The organism is Amycolatopsis sp. NPDC102389 (assembly GCF_044765885.1).
Lineage (GTDB): Bacteria > Actinomycetota > Actinomycetes > Mycobacteriales > Pseudonocardiaceae > Amycolatopsis.
Genome location: NZ_JBIWKX010000001.1, coordinates 292,948 through 313,006 on the forward strand (window position 1 = coordinate 292,948; position 20,059 = coordinate 313,006).

Sequence of the window (20,059 nt, forward strand, 5' to 3'; positions counted from 1 at the left end):
ATTCCGTGGTTTTTTTCCCTATGCCAAAAGAGTGAGGTGGACTTCGCGAGATACCTGCCGATAAACGAGAACGCCCGGCCGTCCCTTCTTTGCCACCCTTTGGGGCGATCGCGCCCTTCGATCACCCGGGTCCGCCACAATCGAACGCATGATTCCCACTTACGTCTTCGTGCACGGTTCGGGAAGTTCGGCACACGCCTGGACGGCCACCCAACGGGAAATGGCGGCCCGGGGCCATCGGACGCTCGCGCTCGATCTCCCCGGCAGAGGCGCGGGATTCACCACCGCCTACCACGAGCAGGATCTCGAAACCTTCGCCGCCGAGCCGTCGGTGATGAGCGATCTGACCGCGGACGATTTCGTCCGGCCGGTCGTCGACGCGGTACAGCGGGTGCGTCACCACGGCCCGGTCGTCCTGGTCGCGCACAGTTTCGGCGGGCTTCCGATCACCGCCGCCGCCAACGCGATCCCCGAATTGATCGAGCGGCTCGTCTACCTTTCCGCGCAGTGCCCGGTCGACCGTCACCCCGGCGAGTACGCGATGTCGCCCGAATGGGCTTCCTCCGCGTTCTTCCCCGCGATGGCGCCCCTTTTCCTCGGCGACCCGGCGCGCCAGGGTTTCGTCCGGATCAACTGGCGTGGCGCCGACCGCGCCCAGCGCGACGCGCTGCGGAACGCCATTGCCGGCGAACTCACCGAGGAGGAATTCCTGCGGGTCGTCGTCACGAGCCAGCCGGACGAGGTGTCCTGGCTGACCGGGCAGGAGTGGGACATTCGCGCCGGCAAGGACTCCTGGGGCCGGATCCCGCATACGTTCATCCGGCTGACCGAAGACCGGTCGATGCCGCTCGCCGTGCAGGACCGCTACATCGCCGAGGGCGACGCGCTCACTCCGGACAACCCGTTCGACGTCCACGACCTCGAAAGCAGTCACGCCGGGTTCTTCCAGCGGCCCGCCCGACTGGTCGAGATCCTCGACGGCCTCAGCGTCCGAGAAGGCGCCGGATCTCGGTGACGGCAGCCCGGCCCGCCCGGTTCGCGCCGACGGTGCTGGCGGACGGGCCATAGCCGACCAGGTGCAGCCGCGGTTCGGCGACGACACGGGTGCCGTCCATCCGGATCCCGCCCCCGGCGGCGCGCAGGCGCAGCGGCGCGAGATGGTCGATCGCGGCACGGAACCCGGTGGCCCACAGGATGACGTCGGCGGGCTCGAAGGTGCCGTCCGCCCACTCGACGCCGTCCGGCGTGATCCGCTGGAACATCGGGTGACGGTCGAGGATCCCCGCGTCGAGGCCGGCGCGTACCTCGGGCGTCACCGCCAGGTCGGTCACGCTCACGACGCTCTTCGGTGGCAGTCCCTCACGGACACGCCGATCGACCTTCGCGACGGCCTCACGGCCCCAGTCCTCGCTGAACGGCTCGTCGCGCCAGACCGGCGGACGCCGCGTCACCCAGCGCGTCGAACGCGCGAAGGGCGCGATCTCCAGCAGCAGCTGGACGGCCGACGAACCACCGCCGACCACGACGACGCGCTTCCCGCGAAAGTCCTCGACACCGGTGTAGTCGGCGGTGTGCAGCTGGCGGCCGCGGAACGTCTCCTGCCCCGGGTAGTGCGGCCAGAACGGCCGGTCCCAGGTACCGGTCGCGCTGATCACCGCGCGGGCGGCCCAGGTCTCCGCCGCGCTCGCCACGACCAGCCGATCGTCCTCGGCACTCACCGACAGGACGTCGACGGGCCGATGGACCGGAAGGTCGTAGGTGCGTTCGAAGCGGCCGAAGTAGTCGGAAACGACGTCGGCCGCGGGCAGTTTCGGATCCGGGGTGCCGAAGGCCATCCCGGGGAGGTCGTGGATTCCGTGGACCTTCCCCACGATCAGCGAGGGCCAGCGGTACTGCCATGCGCCGCCGGGCCGTTTGCCGTGGTCGAGCACGACGAAACCCGCCTCGTTGGCGAATCCCGCGCGGCGCAGGTGATACGCCGCCGACAGACCGGCCTGGCCCGCCCCGATCACCGCCACGTCGACTTCGTGATCCGCCTTCATACCGGGTTCAACGGCGGTGGAACCCGGCTATTTCGTTCGGTGCGTCACAGCCCGCACGATGGCGACGATCAGGAGCACTCCGGCGACGGCCACCAGCACCGGCGCGGCCCGTTTGGCCACGGATTCGCCCGCGTATTCCATCAGGTCGATGGCTTCGCCGTCGTTCACCGGCTTGACCGCTTGCAACGGTGGGCGTTCCTGGGGTTTCTCGGGCTCGGGCGTGGTGCCCACCTTGCCGGACAGGCATTCCGCGAACGAGTCGAGGATCTTGCCGCCGACCTCGGAGATCATCCCGCGCCCGAACTGCGCGGGCTTACCCGTGACCGCCAGCTCCGTGGCGACGGCGCCGTGCGTCACGCCGTCCTTCTCGGTCAGCGTCACCGTCACTGTCGCCGACGCCGTGCCCGCCCCGCGAGCGTCCTTTCCGGCGGCCTTGATGACCACCTTCTTCGCGTCGGCGTCCTTCTCGACGAACTGGCCGGTTCCCTTGTAGAGCAGGGAGATCGGCCCGAGCTTGACCTTCACCGTGCCTTTGAAGGCGTCCCCGTCGACTTCGGTGAGGGTGGCGCCCGGCATGCACGGCGCCACCCGTTCCGGGTCGATGACGGCCTTCCAGACCTCGCCGACCGGGGCGGGAACGGTGAATTCGTGGTCGAGCCGCACGGGCCGACCTCCCTTCTTGTCAGGCTCCGGCCGCGGCGAGGACCGCCCGGCCGGTCAGCACCCGCGCGAGATGCTGCCGGTATTCGACGTCGGAGTTGCCGTCGGCCGTGGGGTTCGTGCCCTCGGCCGCGCGTTCGGCCGCGCCGCGGATCGCCTCGGCGGTGGCCGCGCAGCCGACCAGGGCCTCCTCGACCCCGGCCGCCCGGACCGGGGTCGAGCCCATGTTGGTGAGCGCGACGCGCGCCTCCTCGATGGTGCCCGCCTCGGTGCGGACACAGGCCGCGACCGCGACCATCGACCACGCCTGCGCGACCCGGTTGAACTTCTCGTAATGCGCGTGCCAGCCGGTGTGCTTCGGCACCCGGACCTCGACCAGGAGTTCGTCCGCGGCGAGCGCGGTGGTGAACATGTCCTGGAAGAAGTCCGCCGCGGCGACCGTCCGCCGCCCGCCCGGCCCGGCGACGACGAGCTCGCAGCCGAGCGCGAGGACGGGGGCCAGCAGGTCGCCGGCGGGATCGGCGTGCGCGATGGCGCCGCCGAACGTGCCGCGATGCCGGATCTGCGGATCGGCCACCGTGTCGGTGGCGGCCTTGAGCAACGCGGCGTGCTCGGCGACCATCGCGTCCCGCTGGACGTCGTAGTGCGTGGTCATCGAGCCGATCACCAGCGCGTCGCCGTCCTCGCGGACACCTCGCAGCTCGGCGACCTTCCCGAGGTCGACCAGCGTGGTCGGCGTGGCTAGCCGCATCCGCAGTACCGGCAGCAGGCTTTGCCCGCCCGCCAGCACCTTGGCGTCCTCTCCGGCTTCGGCGAGCGCGGTCACCGCTTCGTCCACTGTGGACGGAGCGACGTAGTCGAACGGGGCCGGGATCACTGGGCACCTCCGGTGGCGTCGATCGAACCGAGACCGCCACCGGCTTCGGAGCCGAGCCCGCCCGCGGCGGCCGACCCGTGCTGGATGGCGTGCCAGACCCTCATCGGGGTCAATGGCATTTCGATGTCGTTCACCCCGAAGTGCCGGACGGCGTCGACCACGGCGTTGACCACCGCCGGGGTCGAGGCGATCGTGCCCGCCTCCCCGACTCCCTTGGCGCCCAACGGGTTCGTCGTCGACGGTGTCTCGGTGCGGTCGGTGGTGAAGCTGGGCAGATCCGCCGCCGACGGGAGCAGGTAGTCGGCGAACGTCCCGGTGGTCAGCGTGCCGCCTTCGTCGTGGACGGCCTCTTCGAACAACGCCTGCGCGATGCCCTGCGCGAGCCCGCCGTGCACCTGGCCTTCGACGATCAGCGGATTGACCGCGACACCGACGTCGTCGACGCAGACGTAGGAGCGCAACCGCACGCGCCCGGTCTCGGTGTCGACCTCGGCCGCGCACAGATGCGTGCCGTGCGGGAACGAGAAGTTCTCCGGATCGAACGTGTCCGACGAGTCCAGCGAGGGTTCGACCCCGTCCGGCAGGTTGTGCGCCGAGAACACGGCCCACGCGATGTCCTGGATGGACGTCGAGGAATCCGTGCCCTTGACCGAGAACTTGCCCGCCGAGAATTCGAGGTCGTCCTCGGAACACTCCATCAGATGCGCCGCGATCGGCTTGGCCTTGGCGAGGACCTTGTCCGCCGCCTTGACCACCGCGATCCCGCCGACCACCAGGGACCGGGAGCCGTAGGTGTCCATGCCCTTGTGCGAGGACTGCGTGTCGCCGTGGATGACCTCGATGTCCTCGAACGGGACGCCGAGCTTGTCGGCGACGATCTGGCTCCACGCCGTCTCGTGGCCCTGGCCGTGCGCGGAGGCGCCGGTGATGACCTCGATCTTGCCGGTGGGCAGCACCCGGATGTCCGCGTGTTCCCAGCCGCCCGCCGCGTAGTCCAGCGAGCCGAGCACCCGCGACGGCGCGAGACCGCACATCTCGGTGAACGTCGAGATGCCGATGCCGAGCTGCACCGGGTCGCCCGATTCCCGCCGTTCCTTCTGTTCGCGGCGGAGGCCGTCGTAGTCGAAGAGCTCCTTCGCCTTGGCGGTGGCGGCCTCGTAGTTGCCCGAGTCGTAGGTCAGCCCGGCCACCGTGGTGAACGGGAACTCCTCGTGTTTGATCCAGTTCTTCTCGCGGAGCTCCATCGGGTCCATGCCCAGCTCGACGGCGAGTTCGTCCATCATCCGCTCGATCCCGAACGTGGCCTCCGGCCGCCCGGCGCCGCGATAGGCGTCGGTGAGCGTGGTGTTGGTGAACACGTTGGTGCAGGAGAAGTGGTACGCCGGGAACTTGTAGATCGCGTTGAACATGAACGCGCCGAGGATCGGCACGCCGGGGCCGACGAGGCCGAGGTACGCGCCCATGTCGGCGAGCAGTTCGACCTTGAGGCCGGTCACCGTTCCGTCGCGGTTCGCGGTGATGGTGAGGTCCTGGATCTGGTCGCGCCCGTGGTGCGCGGCGACCATCGTCTCCGAACGGGACTCGTTCCACTTGACCGGTTTGCCGAGCCGCTGGGCGATGAGCGTCGCCATCATCTCTTCGGGCAGCACGGCGATCTTGCCGCCGAACCCGCCGCCGACGTCCGGCGCGATCACCCGCACCTTGTGCTCGGGCAGGCCGAGCGTGGCCGCGGTCATCGTCTTGAGGATGTGCGGGACCTGGGTGGCCGACCACATGACCAGCTGGTTGCCCGTCGGGTCCACGACACACGCCCGCGGTTCCATGAACGCCGGCACCAGCCGCTGCTGACGGAACCGTCGTTTGAGGACGACTTCGGAATTGGAGATCGCGTCTTCGACGCTGGAACCCGTTCCGGCGTCGGCGGAATCGAAGACCCAGACCGCGTTCTGGTTGGTGCCGAGATCTTCGTGCACGAGCGGCGCGCCCTCGGCGAGCGCGTTCTCCAGGCCGAGGACGACCGGCAGCTCGTCGTAGTCGACGTCGATCATTTCGAGCGCGTCGTGCGCTTCGGCCGACGTGCGGGCGACGACCACCGCGACCCCTTCACCGGCGAAGTTCACCGTGTCCGAGGCGAGGATGGGCCGCCTCGGCGACTTCATGTCCGGCGTGATCGGCCACGCGCACGGCATGCCGATGGCGCTTTCGGGGTCGAGGTCCTTCCCGGTGAAGACCGCGACCACCCCCGGCGCGGATTTCGCCTCGGTGACGTCGATCGAGACGATCTTGGCGTGCGCGAACGGGCTGCGGAGCACCGCGAGGTGCAGCATGCCGGGCAGGGTCAGGTTGTCGGTCCAGCGGGTCCTGCCGGTGATGAGGCGCTCGTCCTCCTTGCGGCGACGGGACTTACCGACCTCCGGCTCGATCGTGGAGGTCATCACTCACCACCCGCGCCGACACGGGAAGCGGTGTCCGAAGCGAGCCGCTCGGCCTCGGGACCGGCGCCGGGCCGCATCTCGTGGGCGGCGTCGCGGACCGCGCGGACGATGTTCTGGTAGCCCGTGCACCGGCACAGGTTGCCTTCGAGTCCTTCACGGACGGCCTTCTCGTCCGGATCGGGATTGTCGGCGAGCAGGTCGATCGACTGCATGATCATGCCGGGAGTGCAGAAGCCGCACTGGAGCGCGTGATTCTCGTGGAAGGCCTTCTGCACCGGATGCAGTTCGCCGTCGCGGGCGAGTCCCTCGATCGTGGTGACCTCGCAGCCGTCGGCCTGGACCGCGAGCACCGAACAGGATTTCACGCTGTGCCCGTCGAGGTGGACGGTGCAGGCACCGCAGTTGCTGGTGTCGCAACCGACCACGGTGCCTACCTTGCCGAGCCGTTCGCGCAGATGATGCACGAGGAGGGTCCGGGGTTCGACGTCGTCTGTGTAGCTGGTGCCGTCGACGGTGACGGTGATGCGCATCAGGCCTCCAAAAGCAAGAGAAACCCCGCGCTGGTCCGGGGTCGTTCGGGAGCGGCCGGTCATTCGGTTGTCACGGACCGACCCCGGAGCGACCGTGATCGGACTCACAGTCGAGCGTGCTACTTAGCTCCTGCCAGGGCAACCCCCACCAGGGGGTGACTCGCGAACGGATCCGCAAATGCGTTGTCAGATAATGGATACCGACGCAGATGCGGAGGACGCGCGAGTGTCCATTCGGTACTCCGGAGGCCAGACGGCGTTGGCCCCGGTGATCACGGTGGCGATCCGGTCGCCGGGGATGTCGTGGACGGTCAGCGCGGCCAGACCGGCGGCCCCCGCGGGTTCCGGCAGGACGCCGAGGGTTTCCGCGCCCAGCCGCATGGCCGCGCGCAGATCGTCGTTCGCGACCAGGACGAAGTCGTCCACAAGCGACCGCAGCCGCCGGATGGATTCGTGTTCCGGCGTGCGGATCGAGATACCTCCGGCGAACGAGTCGGCCCGGTCGACCGTGATCGGTTCGCCCGCCAGCCAGCTCTTCGCCATGGCGGGCGCCGACGTGGTCCCGACGCCGACGATCCGGACGTCCGGCCAGTGCGCCTTGAGCCACAGCGCGACCCCGGCGATCAGCGCGCCGTCGCCGACCGGGAGCACGACCGTGTCGATCCCGTCCTCCCGCGCCAGTTCCAGGCCGATCGTGCCCGCGCCTTCGGAGATCGCGGGCTCACGGCCGTCGACGACGAAGACCCGATCGGGCGCTTCGGCGGCGAAGGCGGCCGCGGCGACCTTCACCTCGCCCTCGACTCGGCGCACCCGCGCACCCAGTGTCTTCATCCGCCGCAGTTTGACCGGGGAGATGTCGGCGGGGACGAACACCTCGGCCCGCAAACCGTGCTTCCGGGCGGCGAACGCGACGGCCTGCCCGAAGTTGCCGCTGGTGCCGCACACCATCGTGGTGCCCGGCTCCAGTCCGGCGGCGAAGTAGTCCGCGCCGCGACCTTTGAAGCTGCGCAACGGGTTCAGCGTCTCGATCTTCACCAGCACGTGCCTGCCGAGCCGTGCGTTCAGCTGTTCGTCGCTGTACTGCGGGGAGTTCAGGAAGACGGGGTCGATCACCTTCGCCGCTTCGGCGACGTTGTCCAGCTTCAGGTCCATGACACTCAAGCTAGGCCGGGAGCCGATCATGGCGATTGTAAATTTTCCCGCCAGCGTGCAAAAATCTTGCGTGCCTCTCGACGAGATCGACCATCGGCTGCTCGACCTCGTCCAGGCCGACGCCGCCCGCCCTCTGCACGACTTGGGCGACGCCGTCGGCCTCTCCCCCAGCGCGGTCCAGCGACGGCTGACCCGGCTGCGTGCCGAAGGCGTGATCCGCGCCGAGGTCGCCGTGCTCGACCCGGAAGCGCTCGGCGCGGGGATGACGTCGGTCATCCTGGTCGCGCTGACCGACGACGACGAGAAGAGCCACACGGCCTTCCGCGAGCGCATGCTGGCCGAGCCCCGCGTCCAGCACTGCTACAGCATCGTCGGGCAGTGGGACTACGTCGTCGTCCTGCTCACCCCCGATCTCAAGGCGAGCCGGTACCTGGCCAGGAAACTGTTCGACGAGCACGTCAAACGGTTCGAAACGCTGCCCGCTTTCGAAGTGGTCAAGTCGAGCCAGGCCGTGCCGATGCCCGGCGTCAGCCGTGGATCCGGCCGCTGAGTTCGGCGAGCCGCGATCCCGAACCGCTCCACCGCAGCGCGATGATCTCCGCCGCGATCGACACCGCGGTCTCCTCCGGGGTCCGCGCGCCGAGATCGAGCCCGATCGGCGACGACAGCCGTTCGAGTTCCGCCTCGGTGACGCCAGCTTCGCGCAGCCGCGCGAACCTGTCGTCGTGGGTCTTGCGCGAACCCATCGCGCCGACGTAGCCGACGTCGAGGCGCAACGCGACCTCCAGCAACGGCACGTCGAACTTCGGGTCGTGGGTGAGCACGGCGATCGCGGTCCGGCCGTCGATCCGGCCCGCGTCGGCTTCGGCCTTGAGATAGCGATGCGGCCAGTCGACGACGACCTCGTCCGCGTCGGGGAACCGGCTCTTCGTCGCGAACACGGGCCGCGCGTCGCAGACCGTCACCTGGTAGCCGAGGTACGCGCCCATCTTCGCCATCGCGGCCGCGAAGTCGATCGCGCCGAAGACCAGCAAGCGCGCGGGCGGCTCGAAGGAGTTGACGAACACCGTCATGCCCTCGCCGCGGCGCTGCCCGTCCGGCCCGTAGTGCAGGGTGCCGGTGCGGCCGCCGGCGAGCATGCCGCGCGCGTCGTCGACGACGGCGTCGTCCATTCGCGACGAACCGAGCGAACCGGCGACGCGATCCGGCCAGACGATCAGGTGCTCGCCGACCAGACCATCCCGTTCGTGCTCGATCACGGTGACCACGGCGACCGGCTGTCCATTGTGGACCGATTCGACGACGTCGCCGAGTTCCGGCATCGAGTCGCGGTCGATGTGCTGGACGTAGATGTCGATGATCCCGCCGCAGGTCAGCCCGACGGCGAACGCGTCGTCGTCGGAGACGCCGTAGCGCTGCAGCACGGGCGCTCGTTCGGCGACCACCTGCTGCGCGAGTTCATAGACGGCGCCTTCGACGCAGCCGCCGGAGACGCTGCCGGTGACCGTGCCGTCCGGGGCGACGAGCATCGCGGCGCCGGGGCTCCGCGGCGCCGACGAGAACGTCGCCACCACCGTGCCGACTCCCACCGTCTCGCCTGCCGTCCAGCGGCGGTGCAGTTCGTCCAGTACGTCACGCATCGGCGATCTCCACCAGCAGTCGTTCCAATGTGGCCAAGCTGTGTCCGGCGAGCAGCCGATCGAGGTACGGGAGCGCGGCCACGATGCCGGACTGCACGGGAGCGTAACCTGCCCGCCCCGCGTGCGGATTCACCCAGAATACGACGTGCGCGAGCCGCCGCAGCCTGGCTAGCTGCTCGCCGAGCAGGGCGGTGTCGCCCCGTTCCCAGCCGTCGGAGAATACGGTGACCACGGATCGCCTGGCCACGCCGCGTTGCCCCCACCGGTCGAGGAACGCCCGCAGGGTCTCGCCGAGCCGGGTCCCGCCCGCGAAATCGGGGACCGCGGCGGCCGCGGCGAGCATCGCGTGCTCGGGATCGCGCAGCCGGAGCTGGCGGGAGACCCTGGTGAGCCGGGTGCCCAGCGTGAACACCTCGACGCGGCCGGGAGCGCGCCGGGCGACGACATGCGCGAACCGCAACAACGCGTCGGCGTACGGCCCCATCGAACCGGAAACGTCGATCAGGAGGACGAGACAGCGTGGTTTGCTCGCCCGCCGCCGATACGCCAGGCGCACGGGTTCGCCGCCGCCGGCCAGCATCGCCCGGAGCGTGCGCGAGGGGTCGAGAGTGCCCCGCCGGGCGGCGCGACGGCGCGGTGACGACCGCGGCGGGAGTGCCGGGCGCAGTTTCGCGAGCAGTTCTCGCAGGTGAGCGCGTTCGGCGACGCTCAGCTCGGCGAGATCGCGGTGCCGCAGGATCTCTTCCTCGCTCGCCGCGACGCGGAGCTCCTCGGGTTCCGCGCCGGATTCGCCCTGGCCGGCTTGCGCGAGCGTGGCGATCCTGGCGCGCTTCGGGGCCGCCTCGCGGGCTCGGCGCCGTGGCCCGGCTTCCTTTCCGGTGAACCAGTCGTCGAACGCGGCGTCGTAACGCGGAAGATCATCAGGGTCGGCGCACAGCGTCAGCCGTCCGGCCCAGTAGAGCTGTTCCGGATCGGCCAGATCGACCTCGCCGACAGCCTCGAGATACGCCCGCACTCGGTGCGCGTCGCACGGCAAACCGGCTTCGCGCAATGCCTCCGCGAAGCCGACGAAGCCCGCCAGTGGATCGCTCACCCCTCCATTATGAGCCTCGGCGGGCGAAGACCGGGGTCTTCTCGCGCAGGGGGCCGACGCCGCCCATGAAGGCCGCGAGGGCGGTGAGCTGCGGAAACCGGTCCGAGATCCGGAGCGGCACCGGCACGGTCCGCTCGTTCAAAGTCCCGTCGAGAGCGGGCTCGATGAGCATCTTGTGCTCCGCCAGCTGCTGTTTCTGGGCGAGCGTGACGGCCACGGCCCGCCGTCGCTGCACGCGGGCGAGGTCCCGCGCGGTCAGCGTGCCGCGCAGCAGCGGGGCGGCGAGGATCCGCGCGGCCGCCACCGCGTCCTGCACCGCGATGTTGACGCCCATCCCGCCGACCGGTGACATCGCGTGCGCGGCGTCGCCGATGCAGAGCACCCGGCCGGAATACCAGTGCGGCAGCTTGGACATCCGGACGTTCAGCAGTTTGACGTCGTCCCAGTCGCGGATCTCGTCCAGCTGCTCGTCGCTCCAGCCGAACAGGCCGCCGATCCGCTCCCGGAACTTCTCGATCCCTTCGGCCCGCTGCGCGGCGTCCTGCCCCTTCCGGATCAGGTACGAGGTCTGGAAGTAGTCGCCGCGGTCCATGGTCACGCCGGCGAGGCCGCCTTCGAACCGGCCGAACACCTGCGCCTCCTTGCCGGTGTCCTCGAGTTTCGGTACCCGGACCCACCAGACGTCCATCGGCACCTCGTACTCCTTCGGCACGAGTCCCGCCTCCGCGCGGATCAGCGAGTCCCGGCCGTCGCAGCCGACCACGAGCGGCGCCGCGAGCTCCCGCTCCTCACCGTCGGAATCGCGGTAGCGCACGCCGCCGCCGTCGCGCAGCCCAAGCACCTCGGCACCCATCTCGAGGGTGAACGTGGGCTCCGCCGCCGCGGCTTCGGCGAGCAGGTTCAGGAAATCCCATTGCGGGACCATCGCGATGTACTTGTGCGGCCCGGGAATCCGGCTGAAATCGGCGGCGACGATGGTCGCGTCGCCGATCAGCATCCGCATCTTCTCCAGCCGTCGCGAAGGCAATTCCGCGAAGCGTTCACCGAGACCGAGGTCGTCGAGCAGCATCAGTGTCGGCGGATGCACCGTGTCGCCGCGGAAATCGCGGAAGAAGTCCTTGTGCTTTTCGAGAACGGTGACCTCGACCCCGGCCCGCGCCAACAGGAGTCCGAGCACCATTCCCGCCGGACCGCCCCCCACCACACAACACTGTGTACGTTCCATAGTCGAGTTGTAGCGCGCCCGGTGGGGCCGTCGCCATGCATTCGGCCCCGAAGAGGACCTAGGTCCTGAGTCCCGCGATGAGGACCTCGACCATTTTGCGCGCGTTGTAGCGCGGATCGCTTTCGGCGCCGATGCAGAGGTTTCCGACGCCGCGCATGACTTCGAGCGCCTGCAGATCTGAGCGGATCTCGCCCGCTTCCGCCGCCGCGTCGAGCAGCCGGGCGCACACCGGCAGGAGGGTGTCGAGGAAATAGGTGTGCAGCGTCTCGAACCCGGCGTTGTCCGACTGCAGTACCGCCGCCAGACCGTGTTTGGTGACCAGGAAATCGACGAAGAGGTCGATCCAGCGCCGCAACGCCTCGTACGGGGAATCGCTCGACGCCAGCAGTTCCGGCCCGGCTTCGGCGCACGCGTCGACCTGATGCCGGTAGACGGCGATGATGAGGTCGGCCCTGGTCGGGAAGTGGCGGTAGATCGTGCCCATCCCGACGCCCGCCTTGGCCGCGATGTCGCGGACCGGCGCCTCGACGCCCGAAGTGACGAAGACGGCGGCGGCGGCGTCCAGCAGGGTCTTCTCGTTGCGCCGGGCGTCCGCGCGTTTGCCTTTGGTGCCCTCTTCGCTCATCACGCCACTCCTCCACGAGCTTGCCAAACGGAACAGTGCTCCGTATCGTTAGCGGAGCAACGTTCCGCTTGCCCATCTTGCCATGGAGCACCTCGAGTCGCAGCTCGCCGCCGCGGACACGGTGCTGCCCTCCGACGTCCTCGACGCGTCGCCGCTGACTCCTCAGGCGAGCAGTTTGTCCAGCTTGGCCCGGACCCGGTCGAGGTCTTCGCTGTACTTGAGCACCGAACCGAGCGTCCGGGCGGCCGCCGCGGCGTCCAATTCGGACATCCCGAGCGCGAGGAGCGCCTGAGCCCAATCGAGGGATTCCGCCACCCCGGGCGGTTTCAGCAACTCCATCGCGCGGAGCCGGTGCACCGCCGTCGCGACCTGTGTCGCGAGCGCCTCGCCAAGGCCCGGGATCCTGCGGCGCAGGATCTCGACCTCGCGGCCGAGGTCCGGATGTTCGAGCCAGTGATAGAGACAGCGGCGCTTCAGCGCGTCGTGCACCTCCCGCGTCCGGTTGGAGGTGAGCACCACGAGCGGCGGATGTTCGGCGCGCACCTCGCCGAACTCGGGGATCGTCACCGCGTTCTCGTCGAGGAGTTGCAGCAGGAAGGCTTCGAACTCGTCGTCGGCCCGGTCGATCTCGTCGACCAGCAGGACACACGGCGCGGTCTGCAACGCCTTCAGCAGCGGCCGGGAAAGCAGGAAACGTTCGGTGTAGAGGGACTGTTCGGCGGCCTCGACGTCGAGGCCGCCGTCACCGGCGGCTTCCAGCGCCCGCAAGTGCAGCAGCTGACGGGGGAAGTCCCATTCGTACAGCGCCTGCGCCGCGTCGATCCCCTCATGACACTGGAGGCGGATGAGCGGCATGCCCAGTGCTTCGGCCAGCCCTAGTGCGAGCGAGGTCTTGCCGGTACCCGGTTCGCCCTCGCAGAACAACGGGCGGCCGAGCGCCACGGCGAGGAACCCGGCCGTGGCGATCCCGTCGTCGGCGAGGTAGCCGACCGTTTCGAGGGCTTCGGCCAGTTTCTCGGGCGATTCGACGGTCACTCGCCGATCGTAAGCCTCGGCGGGCCGGAGATCAGCCCGGAAGATCCTCGCGGCGGTCCACGTCCCGCCCGGTGCCGAGGTCACCGCATTCGACGAGCCTCAGGTCGTGGCGCCCCCTGAGCCAGTCACGGGCGCCCTTGTCCCCGGACGCGCCCGCGATGATCTCCGGCCACCAGCGACGGCCGAGGACCACGGGATGGCCGGGAACGCCTTCGTAAGCGGCGCGCGTGATCGTGTTCTCGCCTGCCCCGTCGGCCACCCGCCGGACCACTTCGGCACCGACCCCGGGCAGGTCCACGAGATGCACGACGGCGGCTTCGGCATCGGTTCCGGCGAGCGCGCGCAAACCCGCGCGCAGTGACGCGCCCATGCCGGACTCCCAGTCCTCGGCGACGACGGCGGCCTCGGGCTCGGGCAGGAGCGCGCGGGCTTGCGCGGCCGAGGCGCCCAGCACCACCCGGACCGGTACGCAGCCCGCGTCGACGAGCACCCGCAGCGCCCGGACGACGAACGGCTCGCCATCGAGGACGGCCAACGCCTTCGGCCCGCCGAACCGGCGCCCGGCCCCGGCCGCGAGGAGCAGCCCCGCGACCTCAGCCATGCCTCGCCCTGGTCGGCGGTGCCGAAGCCAGATCGGCCTCGATGGCCCGCGCCGCCGAGAGCAGCGACGGCAGCAGTTCCTGCTCGACCGACTCCGGCGTCGTGCGGCTCGCGTGGGTGGAGAGGTTGACCGCGGCCACGACCTTCCCCTGCCGGTCCCGGATCGGCGCGGCGATCGAGCGGAGGCCCTCTTCGAGCTCCTGGTCGACCATCGCGTAGCCCTGCCGATAGACCTTTTCCAGTTCGGCGAGCAGATCTTTTTGCCTGGTCAGCGTGCGCGCGGTCAGCTTCTCGAGTTTGGCCGCGTCGAAGTAGCCGTGGAGGTCGTCGTCCTCCAGGCCCGCCAGCAGGACATGTCCCATCGACGTCGCGTGGGCCGGGAAGCGGGTGCCGACGTTGATGCTGACGGTCATGATCCGCGAAACGGCCACGCGCGCGACGTAGACGATGTCCGGGCCTTCGAGCACGGAGATCGAACTCGACTCGTGCACCTCGGCGGAGAGCCGTTCGAGATGCGGCTGGGCGACCTCCGGCAGCGACAGGCTCGACAGATACGAGTAGCCGAGCTCGAGGACCCGCGCGGTGAGCGAGAAGTACTTCCCGTCCGTGCGCACGTACCCCAGGTCGACGAGGGTGAGCAGGAACCGGCGGGCGGCCGCCCTGGTCAGCCCGGTCGCACGGGCGACGTCGCTCAGCGTGAGTTCCGCCGCATCCGCGTTGAACGCCTTGATCACGGCCAGCCCGCGCTCCAGAGACTGGACATGATGCGCTCCGCGCTCGGTCACCTCGCCTTCGTCCATGGGAGAACCCTAACTGTCACCCTCCTTCTGGGCCGCAGGCTCACCGAGTTCGGCCAGTACCCGCTGGGCGACGGCGAACGCGGTGTTGGCGGCCGGGGCGCCCGTGTAGACGGCGGTGTGGAGCAGGACCTCGGAGATCTCCTGCGCGGTCAGTCCATTGTGGACGGCGGCGCGGACGTGCATCGCGAGCTCGTCGTGAGCGTGCAGCGCGGTGAGCGCGGCCAGGGTGACGCAGCTGCGGGTCTTGCGGTCGAGCCCGTCACGCGACCAGACCGATCCCCAGGCGCCCCGGGTGATGTAGTCCTGGAACGGGCGGCTGAACTCGGTGGTGCGCGCGACGGCTCGATCGACGTGCTCGTCCCCGAGCACCTCGCGGCGCACCTTCATGCCGGTCTCGTAGGGGTCTTCGCTCATCGGGCGGCCTCCAGATGTTCGAGGATCAAGGCGGTGAACCGCTCCGGCTGTTCGAAACTCCCCAGATGCGCGGCGCCTTCGACGACCTCGAGCCGCGCGTCCGGGATGCCGCCGGCGATCACCTCGGCGTGCCCGACCGGGGTGGCCGGATCCTCGGCCCCGGCGATGACCAGGGTCCGCGCCGTGATCTTGGGCAGGTCGTCGACGAGGTCCATCCGTTCGATGGCCTGGCAGGACGCCGCGTAGCCCTCGGCGGGGACGCTCGCGATCATCTCGCGCAGGTACTCGGCCTGTTCGGGATACGCGGCGGCGTAACCGGCGGTCAGCCATCGGCCGACCCCGGCCTCGGCGACCGCCGCGGTGCCGTTCTCCCGGACCGTCTTCGCCCTGTCCGCCCACATGCTCGGCGGCCCGAGCTTCGCGGACGTGCAGCACAGGACGAGGCTCGCGATCCGGTCCGGCGCGTGCACGCCGAGCCACATCCCGGTCATCCCGCCGAGCGAGAGCCCGACGACGTGCGCGCGTTCGGCACCGTGCTCGTCGAGCAGCGCGAGCAGGTCTCCGCCGAGATCCGCGAGCGTGTACGGCCCGGCCGGGACCGGAGACGCGCCGTGCCCTCGAGTGTCATACCGGATCACCCGGAAACCCTTGTCCACCAAGGGTTTCACCTGCGGTTCCCACATGCGGTGATCGCTGCCGAGCGATCCGCTGAACACCACGACCGGGCCGTCCGCCGGCCCCTCCGCGACACTGTGCACTTTGACCGAACTGTGCACCTTCACCCGCTCAGACATCGAAGAACACCGTCTCCCCCTCGCCCTGCAACCGGATGTCGAACCGGTAGCCATCGCCGGTCTTCGTGGCGACCAAAGTGCCCTGGCGCGCCTCCGGGACCGACGCGAGCACCGGATCCCCGGAGTTGTCGTTGTCCTCGAAGTAGATCCGGGTGACCACCCGGTGCAGGAGTCCGCGCGCGAACACCGAGACGTCGATATGCGGCGCCTGCGTGCTGCCCGCCGGGCCGGGAAGCGGACCGGGCATGATCGTCCGGATCTCGTAGCCGCCGCCCTGGTCGGTGGGACAGCGTCCGAAGCCCCGGAACCCGCTCGCGACCGCTCCGCGCGGGTCGTCGGGGTGATCGAACCGGCCGTCGGCGTCGGCCTGCCAGGTCTCGATCATCGCGTCCGGCACCGGTTCGCCCGCGCCGTCGAGGACGCGGCCGTGGATGCGGATCGCGGACGGTTCGCCCGCGGGGACGACGTCCGGCCCGTCCGGCCAGGGCAGGCCGATGGACAGGTACGGGCCGACGGTCTGGGAAGGCGTCGTCTCCGGCATCAGTGCTCGTCCTCCTCGTCTTCGAAGACCGAAGCCTCCCGGCCGCGCACGACGATGTCGAACTGGAAGGCCAGCGCCCACTCGGCTTCCGTGCGGTCGAGGTCGAACCGCGCGATCATCCGCTGCCGCGCCTTCTCGTCCGGGATGGAGTTGAAGATCGGGTCCTGCGAGAACAGCGGGTCTTCCGGGAAGTACATCTGGGTGACCAGCCGCTGGGTGAACGCGCTGCCGAAGACGGAGAAGTGGATATGCGCCGGACGCCAGGCGTTGTCATGGTTCTTCCACGGGTACGCGCCCGGTTTGATGGTGGTGAAGGTGTAGCGGCCTTCGGAGTCGGTGAGCGTCCGGCCCGCGCCGTCGAAGTTCGGGTCCAGCGGCGACGGCCAGCGGTCCCCGGTGTGCCGGTACCGGCCGCCCGCGTTCGCCTGCCAGATCTCCACGAGCGAATCGCGGATCGGCCGCCCGTCGCCGTCGAGCAGCCGTCCGGTGACGATGATCCGCTGGCCCTGCGGCTCCCCCGCGTGCCCCCGGGTGAGGTCGTTGTCGAACTCGCCGATCCGGCCAGGCCCCAGCGCGGGCCCGGTGACCTCGGTCAGCAGATGCGGGAGCACGATCAGCGGCTCCTTGGGGTGCCGCAGCGCCGTCGACCGGTAACCGGCGTGGTCGAGCGGCGGATGCGTGCCCTCCGGATCCCGCCGGTAGCGCGGGAGCCTCAGTTCTGCGGGTGCGGACATGGTGTTCCCTCCAGCGCGGGTCAGCGAGTCACTGGGCTTCGAGGACGACGGCCAGCCCCTGGCCGACGCCGATGCAGATGGCGGCCAGCCCCCACCGGCCACCGCTGCGGCGCAGGTGGTGGGCCAGCGTGCCGAGGATCCGGCCGCCGGAGGCGCCCAGCGGATGCCCGATCGCGATCGCGCCGCCGTTCACGTTGACGATCTCCGGGTCGAGCTTCGACCAGTCCCGCAGGCAGGCCAGCGACTGCGCGGCGAAGGCTTCGTTCAGTTCCACGGCCGCCAGATCTTCCCAGCCGATCCCGGCCCGTTCCAGAGCGATCTCGGCCGCGCGCACCGGGCCGATGCCGAAGACGTCGGGATCGACACCCGCCGCTCCCCGGCCGGCGATCCGGGCCAGCGGCGCCTTGCCGAGCCGCTTCCCCGCGGCCTCGTCGCCGAGCAGCAACGCGGAGGCGCCGTCGTTCAGCGGCGACGCGTTCGCGGCCGTGACCGTCCCTTGTGGACGGAAGACGGGCTTGAGCTTCGCGAGCTTCTCCGGGCTGGAGTCCGGCCGGATGCCTTCGTCGCGCGTGAGCTCGACGCCCTCGACCGGGACGACGTGGTCGTCGTAGAACCCCTCGTCCCAGGCGCGGGCGGCGTTGACGTGGCTGCGGACGGCGAACGCGTCCTGCTCGTCACGGCCGATGCCGTAGCGCTCGGCGAGCTGCTCGGTGGACTCCCCGAGCGACACCGTCCACTGCTCGGGCATCTTCGGGTTGACCATGCGCCAGCCCAGCGCGGTGGAGTGCAGCGTCTGGTTGCCCGCCGGGAACGCCTTCTCCGGTTTCTGCATGACCAGCGGCGAGCGGCTCATCGATTCGACCCCGCCCGCGACGGCGAGCGAGGCGTCACCGACCTGAACCGACCGGCTGGCCTGCATGACGGCGTCGAGACCGGAGCCGCACAGCCGGTTGACCGTGGCGCCGGGCACGGTCGTCGGCCAGCCCGCCAGGAGCGCCGCCATCCGCGCGACGTTGCGGTTGTCCTCGCCCGCGCCGTTGGCGTCGCCGAGCAGGACCTCGTCGACGGTGGCGGGGTCGAGATCGTTGCGCTCGGCCAGCGCCCGCAGCACGGTGGCGGCCAGATCGTCCGGGCGGACCCCGGACAGGGCGCCGCCGTACTTGCCGAACGGGGTACGGATGGCGTCGAACAGGAAGACGTCGGTCATGCGCTCGCCCTTGTGAGGTCTCGGAGGATGCGGAGTTCTGCCTCTGTCGGCGCCGGGGTGGTACCCAGGTCGCCGGACACCTTCAGTTTCCACCCGGTCGCTTCGACGACCTGATCGACCTCGACGCCGGGGTGCAGTTCGGTGAGCGTGAGCTCGGCGGTCTCGGGGTCGGGCCGCATCAGGCCGAGGTCGGTGACCACCAGCGTCGGCCCGGCGCCGGGGAGGCCGAGGCGCTCGCGATCCCCCTTGCCGGTGCCGTGGCCGAACGACGTCACGAAGTCGACCTTCTCGACGAACGTGCGGGTGCTCTGCCGGAGCACCACGAACACCTCGCGGCAGGAGGCGGCGATCTCCGGCGCGCCACCGGCACCGGGGAGGCGCACCTTGGGGTTGGCGTAGTCCGGGCCGATGACGGTGGTGTTGATGTTGCCGAACTTGTCCAGCTGGGCGGCACCGAGGAAACCGACGTCGATCCGGCCCGGCTGGAGCCAGTAGTTGAAGACCTCGGGAACGCTGACCACGGCGTCCGCGGTGTCGGCGAGTTCGCCGTCGCCGATGGACAACGGGAGCCTGGCCGGTTTGGCGCCGAGGCAGCCGGATTCGTAGATCAGCGTCAGATTCGGCGCGTGCCCGCGGCGGGCGAGGTTGGCGGCCGTGCTGGGCAGGCCGATGCCCACGAAACAGGACATCCCGTCGCCGAGCGCGCGAGCCGCGGCGACGCTCATCATCTCGTCGGAGGTGTACTCGGTCATGCCTTCACTCCCGTCAGCTCGTCGAGCCAGCGGGTGAAACTCTCCCTGTCCCGGCCGATCGCGTCCCATGCCTGGTAGGCGTCGTTGTCCCGTTCGTAGTACCCCGCCGCGTACGACGGCCTCGCGCCGCCGGGCACCTCGGCCACCGCGGTGACGGCCCACGACGGCAACACGATCGCGCCCGGCCGGGGCTCCAGCTCGTCGACGATCTCCTCGACGGTGACCAGCGACCGCTTCGCCGCGAGCACCGCCTCCTTCTGGACGCCGGTGATACCCCGGATCTGGACGTTGCCGGACCGGTCGGCGCACTGGGCGTGCACGATCGTCACGTCCGGGTTCAGCGCGGGGACCGCGGCCAGCTTCTCACCGGTGAACGGGCAGGTGATGGGCTTGATCGTGTCCGTCTGCGCGGGAAGATCGGTGCCGGTGTAGCCGCGCAGGACGGCGAACGGCAGGCCCGAAGCACCGGCGACGTACCGGTTCGCCATGCCGGCGTGACTGTGCTCCTCTATCTCCAGCGGCACCGGCCAGGAGTGCTGGACCGCGTCACGGAACCGATGGAGCGAGCCGACGCCGGGATTGCCGCCCCAGGAGAAGATCAGCTTGCTCGCGCAGCCCGCGCCGATCAGCTGGTCGTAGACGATGTCCGGGGTCATGCGGACCAACGTCAGGCCGGTGCGGCGCTGACGGATGATCTCGTGGCCCGCGGCGACCGGGATGAGGTGCGTGAAGCCCTCGAGCGCGACGGTGTCCCCGTCGTGCACCAGCCGCGCCACGGCCTCCTTCAACGACAGCAGCTCCGCCATCCCCACTCCCGGCTTGTTCGTATCGCGCACACATGTTCTTCATATGAACATAGCTCAGGCGGCGCGACCGTGCAACCACGTGCGGTAGCGGCGAAGC

Annotated in this window: 22 protein-coding genes; 2 read left to right on the top strand and 20 right to left on the bottom strand. The window is 69.9% G+C overall.

The genetic code is table 11. The annotated features are described in order from the left end of the window. Nucleotides 1-148 precede the first annotated feature (148 nt). Nucleotides 149-1,015 (top strand): alpha/beta hydrolase, encoded by an 867-nt coding sequence (locus tag ACIRGA_RS01345; protein ID WP_400935479.1) that lies wholly within the window; start codon nt 149-151, stop codon nt 1,013-1,015. On the opposite strand, the gene ACIRGA_RS01350 is transcribed toward ACIRGA_RS01345, so the two are convergent. The 6 genes from ACIRGA_RS01350 to ACIRGA_RS01375 all read right to left on the bottom strand — a co-directional run bounded on the left by ACIRGA_RS01350 (nt 984) and on the right by ACIRGA_RS01375 (nt 7,696). Further along, nucleotides 984-2,042 carry an NAD(P)-binding domain-containing protein gene (locus ACIRGA_RS01350; RefSeq protein WP_400935481.1) on the bottom strand — a complete coding sequence of 353 codons (1,059 nt, stop codon included), beginning with the start codon at nt 2,040-2,042 and terminating at the stop codon, nt 984-986. The genes ACIRGA_RS01345 and ACIRGA_RS01350 overlap by 32 nt on opposite strands. Nucleotides 2,043-2,069: 27 nt before the next feature. Next, on the bottom strand, nt 2,070-2,705 hold the full coding sequence (locus ACIRGA_RS01355; RefSeq protein ID WP_400935483.1) for an SRPBCC family protein: 636 nt from the start codon (nt 2,703-2,705) through the stop codon (nt 2,070-2,072). Between the two features lie 19 nt (nt 2,706-2,724). Then, on the bottom strand, nt 2,725-3,579 hold the full coding sequence (locus ACIRGA_RS01360; protein WP_400935484.1) for an FAD binding domain-containing protein: 855 nt from the start codon (nt 3,577-3,579) through the stop codon (nt 2,725-2,727). Then, nucleotides 3,576-6,014: a xanthine dehydrogenase family protein molybdopterin-binding subunit gene (locus ACIRGA_RS01365; RefSeq protein ID WP_400935486.1), complete on the bottom strand. Its 2,439-nt coding sequence runs from the start codon at nt 6,012-6,014 to the stop codon at nt 3,576-3,578. Before ACIRGA_RS01365 ends, ACIRGA_RS01360 begins: the two co-directional genes overlap by 4 nt. Next, a complete protein-coding gene (locus tag ACIRGA_RS01370; protein ID WP_016336316.1) occupies nt 6,014-6,544 on the bottom strand; it encodes a (2Fe-2S)-binding protein in 531 nt (176 codons plus the stop codon). Before ACIRGA_RS01370 ends, ACIRGA_RS01365 begins: the two co-directional genes overlap by 1 nt. Nucleotides 6,545-6,730: 186 nt before the next feature. Further along, complete coding sequence (locus ACIRGA_RS01375) at nt 6,731-7,696, bottom strand: threonine/serine dehydratase (RefSeq protein ID WP_400935488.1); 966 nt, start codon at nt 7,694-7,696, stop codon at nt 6,731-6,733. A gap of 70 nt (nt 7,697-7,766) precedes the next feature. Here ACIRGA_RS01375 and ACIRGA_RS01380 point away from each other — a divergent pair, with 70 nt between their 5' ends. Then, nucleotides 7,767-8,246 carry an Lrp/AsnC family transcriptional regulator gene (locus tag ACIRGA_RS01380; protein ID WP_400935489.1) on the top strand — a complete coding sequence of 160 codons (480 nt, stop codon included), beginning with the start codon at nt 7,767-7,769 and terminating at the stop codon, nt 8,244-8,246. On the opposite strand, the gene ACIRGA_RS01385 is transcribed toward ACIRGA_RS01380, so the two are convergent. The 14 genes from ACIRGA_RS01385 to ACIRGA_RS01450 form a co-directional block, all read right to left on the bottom strand. Then, on the bottom strand, nt 8,224-9,336 hold the full coding sequence (locus ACIRGA_RS01385; protein ID WP_400935491.1) for an XdhC family protein: 1,113 nt from the start codon (nt 9,334-9,336) through the stop codon (nt 8,224-8,226). The two genes, ACIRGA_RS01380 and ACIRGA_RS01385, sit on opposite strands and share 23 nt — an antisense overlap. Then, a complete protein-coding gene (locus tag ACIRGA_RS01390; RefSeq protein WP_400935493.1) occupies nt 9,329-10,429 on the bottom strand; it encodes a VWA domain-containing protein in 1,101 nt (366 codons plus the stop codon). The genes ACIRGA_RS01385 and ACIRGA_RS01390 overlap by 8 nt, the downstream gene beginning before the upstream one ends. Before the next feature lie 7 nt (nt 10,430-10,436). Beyond that, complete coding sequence (locus tag ACIRGA_RS01395; protein WP_400935495.1) at nt 10,437-11,654, bottom strand: FAD-dependent oxidoreductase; 1,218 nt, start codon at nt 11,652-11,654, stop codon at nt 10,437-10,439. 58 nt (nt 11,655-11,712) lie between these two features. Next, the gene (locus ACIRGA_RS01400; protein WP_400935497.1) at nt 11,713-12,279 is read right to left on the bottom strand and encodes a TetR/AcrR family transcriptional regulator; all 567 of its coding nucleotides are present in this window, start codon (nt 12,277-12,279) and stop codon (nt 11,713-11,715) included. A 162-nt stretch (nt 12,280-12,441) separates the two neighbouring features. Further along, nucleotides 12,442-13,314 (bottom strand): AAA family ATPase, encoded by an 873-nt coding sequence (locus tag ACIRGA_RS01405; protein ID WP_400935499.1) that lies wholly within the window; start codon nt 13,312-13,314, stop codon nt 12,442-12,444. A gap of 31 nt (nt 13,315-13,345) precedes the next feature. Beyond that, nucleotides 13,346-13,915 (bottom strand): NTP transferase domain-containing protein, encoded by a 570-nt coding sequence (locus ACIRGA_RS01410; protein WP_400935500.1) that lies wholly within the window; start codon nt 13,913-13,915, stop codon nt 13,346-13,348. Beyond that, on the bottom strand, nt 13,908-14,714 hold the full coding sequence (locus tag ACIRGA_RS01415) for an IclR family transcriptional regulator C-terminal domain-containing protein (protein ID WP_400935502.1): 807 nt from the start codon (nt 14,712-14,714) through the stop codon (nt 13,908-13,910). Before ACIRGA_RS01415 ends, ACIRGA_RS01410 begins: the two co-directional genes overlap by 8 nt. Nucleotides 14,715-14,723: 9 nt before the next feature. Further along, nucleotides 14,724-15,128, bottom strand: coding sequence for a 4-carboxymuconolactone decarboxylase (pcaC, locus tag ACIRGA_RS01420; protein WP_400935504.1), 405 nt, complete (start codon nt 15,126-15,128; stop codon nt 14,724-14,726). Then, nucleotides 15,125-15,922 (bottom strand): 3-oxoadipate enol-lactonase, encoded by a 798-nt coding sequence (gene pcaD / locus ACIRGA_RS01425; protein WP_400935506.1) that lies wholly within the window; start codon nt 15,920-15,922, stop codon nt 15,125-15,127. Before pcaD ends, pcaC begins: the two co-directional genes overlap by 4 nt. Beyond that, nucleotides 15,915-16,463: a protocatechuate 3,4-dioxygenase subunit alpha gene (gene pcaG, locus ACIRGA_RS01430; protein WP_400935508.1), complete on the bottom strand. Its 549-nt coding sequence runs from the start codon at nt 16,461-16,463 to the stop codon at nt 15,915-15,917. The genes pcaD and pcaG overlap by 8 nt, the downstream gene beginning before the upstream one ends. Continuing rightward, on the bottom strand, nt 16,463-17,197 hold the full coding sequence (gene pcaH, locus ACIRGA_RS01435; protein ID WP_400935510.1) for a protocatechuate 3,4-dioxygenase subunit beta: 735 nt from the start codon (nt 17,195-17,197) through the stop codon (nt 16,463-16,465). The genes pcaG and pcaH overlap by 1 nt, the downstream gene beginning before the upstream one ends. Before the next feature lie 28 nt (nt 17,198-17,225). Next, nucleotides 17,226-18,404, bottom strand: coding sequence for a thiolase family protein (locus ACIRGA_RS01440; RefSeq protein WP_400935511.1), 1,179 nt, complete (start codon nt 18,402-18,404; stop codon nt 17,226-17,228). Beyond that, nucleotides 18,401-19,156, bottom strand: coding sequence for a CoA-transferase subunit beta (locus ACIRGA_RS01445; RefSeq protein WP_400935513.1), 756 nt, complete (start codon nt 19,154-19,156; stop codon nt 18,401-18,403). Before ACIRGA_RS01445 ends, ACIRGA_RS01440 begins: the two co-directional genes overlap by 4 nt. Then, nucleotides 19,153-19,962 carry a CoA transferase subunit A gene (locus ACIRGA_RS01450; protein WP_400935515.1) on the bottom strand — a complete coding sequence of 270 codons (810 nt, stop codon included), beginning with the start codon at nt 19,960-19,962 and terminating at the stop codon, nt 19,153-19,155. Before ACIRGA_RS01450 ends, ACIRGA_RS01445 begins: the two co-directional genes overlap by 4 nt. Between the last annotated feature and the right edge of the window lie 97 nt (nt 19,963-20,059).

Coding starts and splice junctions, on each gene's coding strand:
- ACIRGA_RS01415 (WP_400935502.1), bottom strand. CDS start 14,714: ATGGACGAAGGCGAGGTGACCGAGCGCGGAGCGCATCATGTCCAGTCT.
- ACIRGA_RS01375 (WP_400935488.1), bottom strand. CDS start 7,696: ATGGACCTGAAGCTGGACAACGTCGCCGAAGCGGCGAAGGTGATCGAC.
- pcaC (WP_400935504.1), bottom strand. CDS start 15,128: ATGAGCGAAGACCCCTACGAGACCGGCATGAAGGTGCGCCGCGAGGTG.
- pcaH (WP_400935510.1), bottom strand. CDS start 17,197: ATGTCCGCACCCGCAGAACTGAGGCTCCCGCGCTACCGGCGGGATCCG.
- ACIRGA_RS01400 (WP_400935497.1), bottom strand. CDS start 12,279: ATGAGCGAAGAGGGCACCAAAGGCAAACGCGCGGACGCCCGGCGCAAC.
- ACIRGA_RS01450 (WP_400935515.1), bottom strand. CDS start 19,962: ATGGCGGAGCTGCTGTCGTTGAAGGAGGCCGTGGCGCGGCTGGTGCAC.
- ACIRGA_RS01385 (WP_400935491.1), bottom strand. CDS start 9,336: ATGCGTGACGTACTGGACGAACTGCACCGCCGCTGGACGGCAGGCGAG.
- ACIRGA_RS01445 (WP_400935513.1), bottom strand. CDS start 19,156: ATGACCGAGTACACCTCCGACGAGATGATGAGCGTCGCCGCGGCTCGC.
- pcaG (WP_400935508.1), bottom strand. CDS start 16,463: ATGCCGGAGACGACGCCTTCCCAGACCGTCGGCCCGTACCTGTCCATC.
- ACIRGA_RS01350 (WP_400935481.1), bottom strand. CDS start 2,042: ATGAAGGCGGATCACGAAGTCGACGTGGCGGTGATCGGGGCGGGCCAG.
- ACIRGA_RS01370 (WP_016336316.1), bottom strand. CDS start 6,544: ATGCGCATCACCGTCACCGTCGACGGCACCAGCTACACAGACGACGTC.
- ACIRGA_RS01440 (WP_400935511.1), bottom strand. CDS start 18,404: ATGACCGACGTCTTCCTGTTCGACGCCATCCGTACCCCGTTCGGCAAG.
- ACIRGA_RS01395 (WP_400935495.1), bottom strand. CDS start 11,654: ATGGAACGTACACAGTGTTGTGTGGTGGGGGGCGGTCCGGCGGGAATG.
- ACIRGA_RS01365 (WP_400935486.1), bottom strand. CDS start 6,014: ATGACCTCCACGATCGAGCCGGAGGTCGGTAAGTCCCGTCGCCGCAAG.
- pcaD (WP_400935506.1), bottom strand. CDS start 15,922: ATGTCTGAGCGGGTGAAGGTGCACAGTTCGGTCAAAGTGCACAGTGTC.
- ACIRGA_RS01410 (WP_400935500.1), bottom strand. CDS start 13,915: ATGGCTGAGGTCGCGGGGCTGCTCCTCGCGGCCGGGGCCGGGCGCCGG.
- ACIRGA_RS01345 (WP_400935479.1), top strand. CDS start 149: ATGATTCCCACTTACGTCTTCGTGCACGGTTCGGGAAGTTCGGCACAC.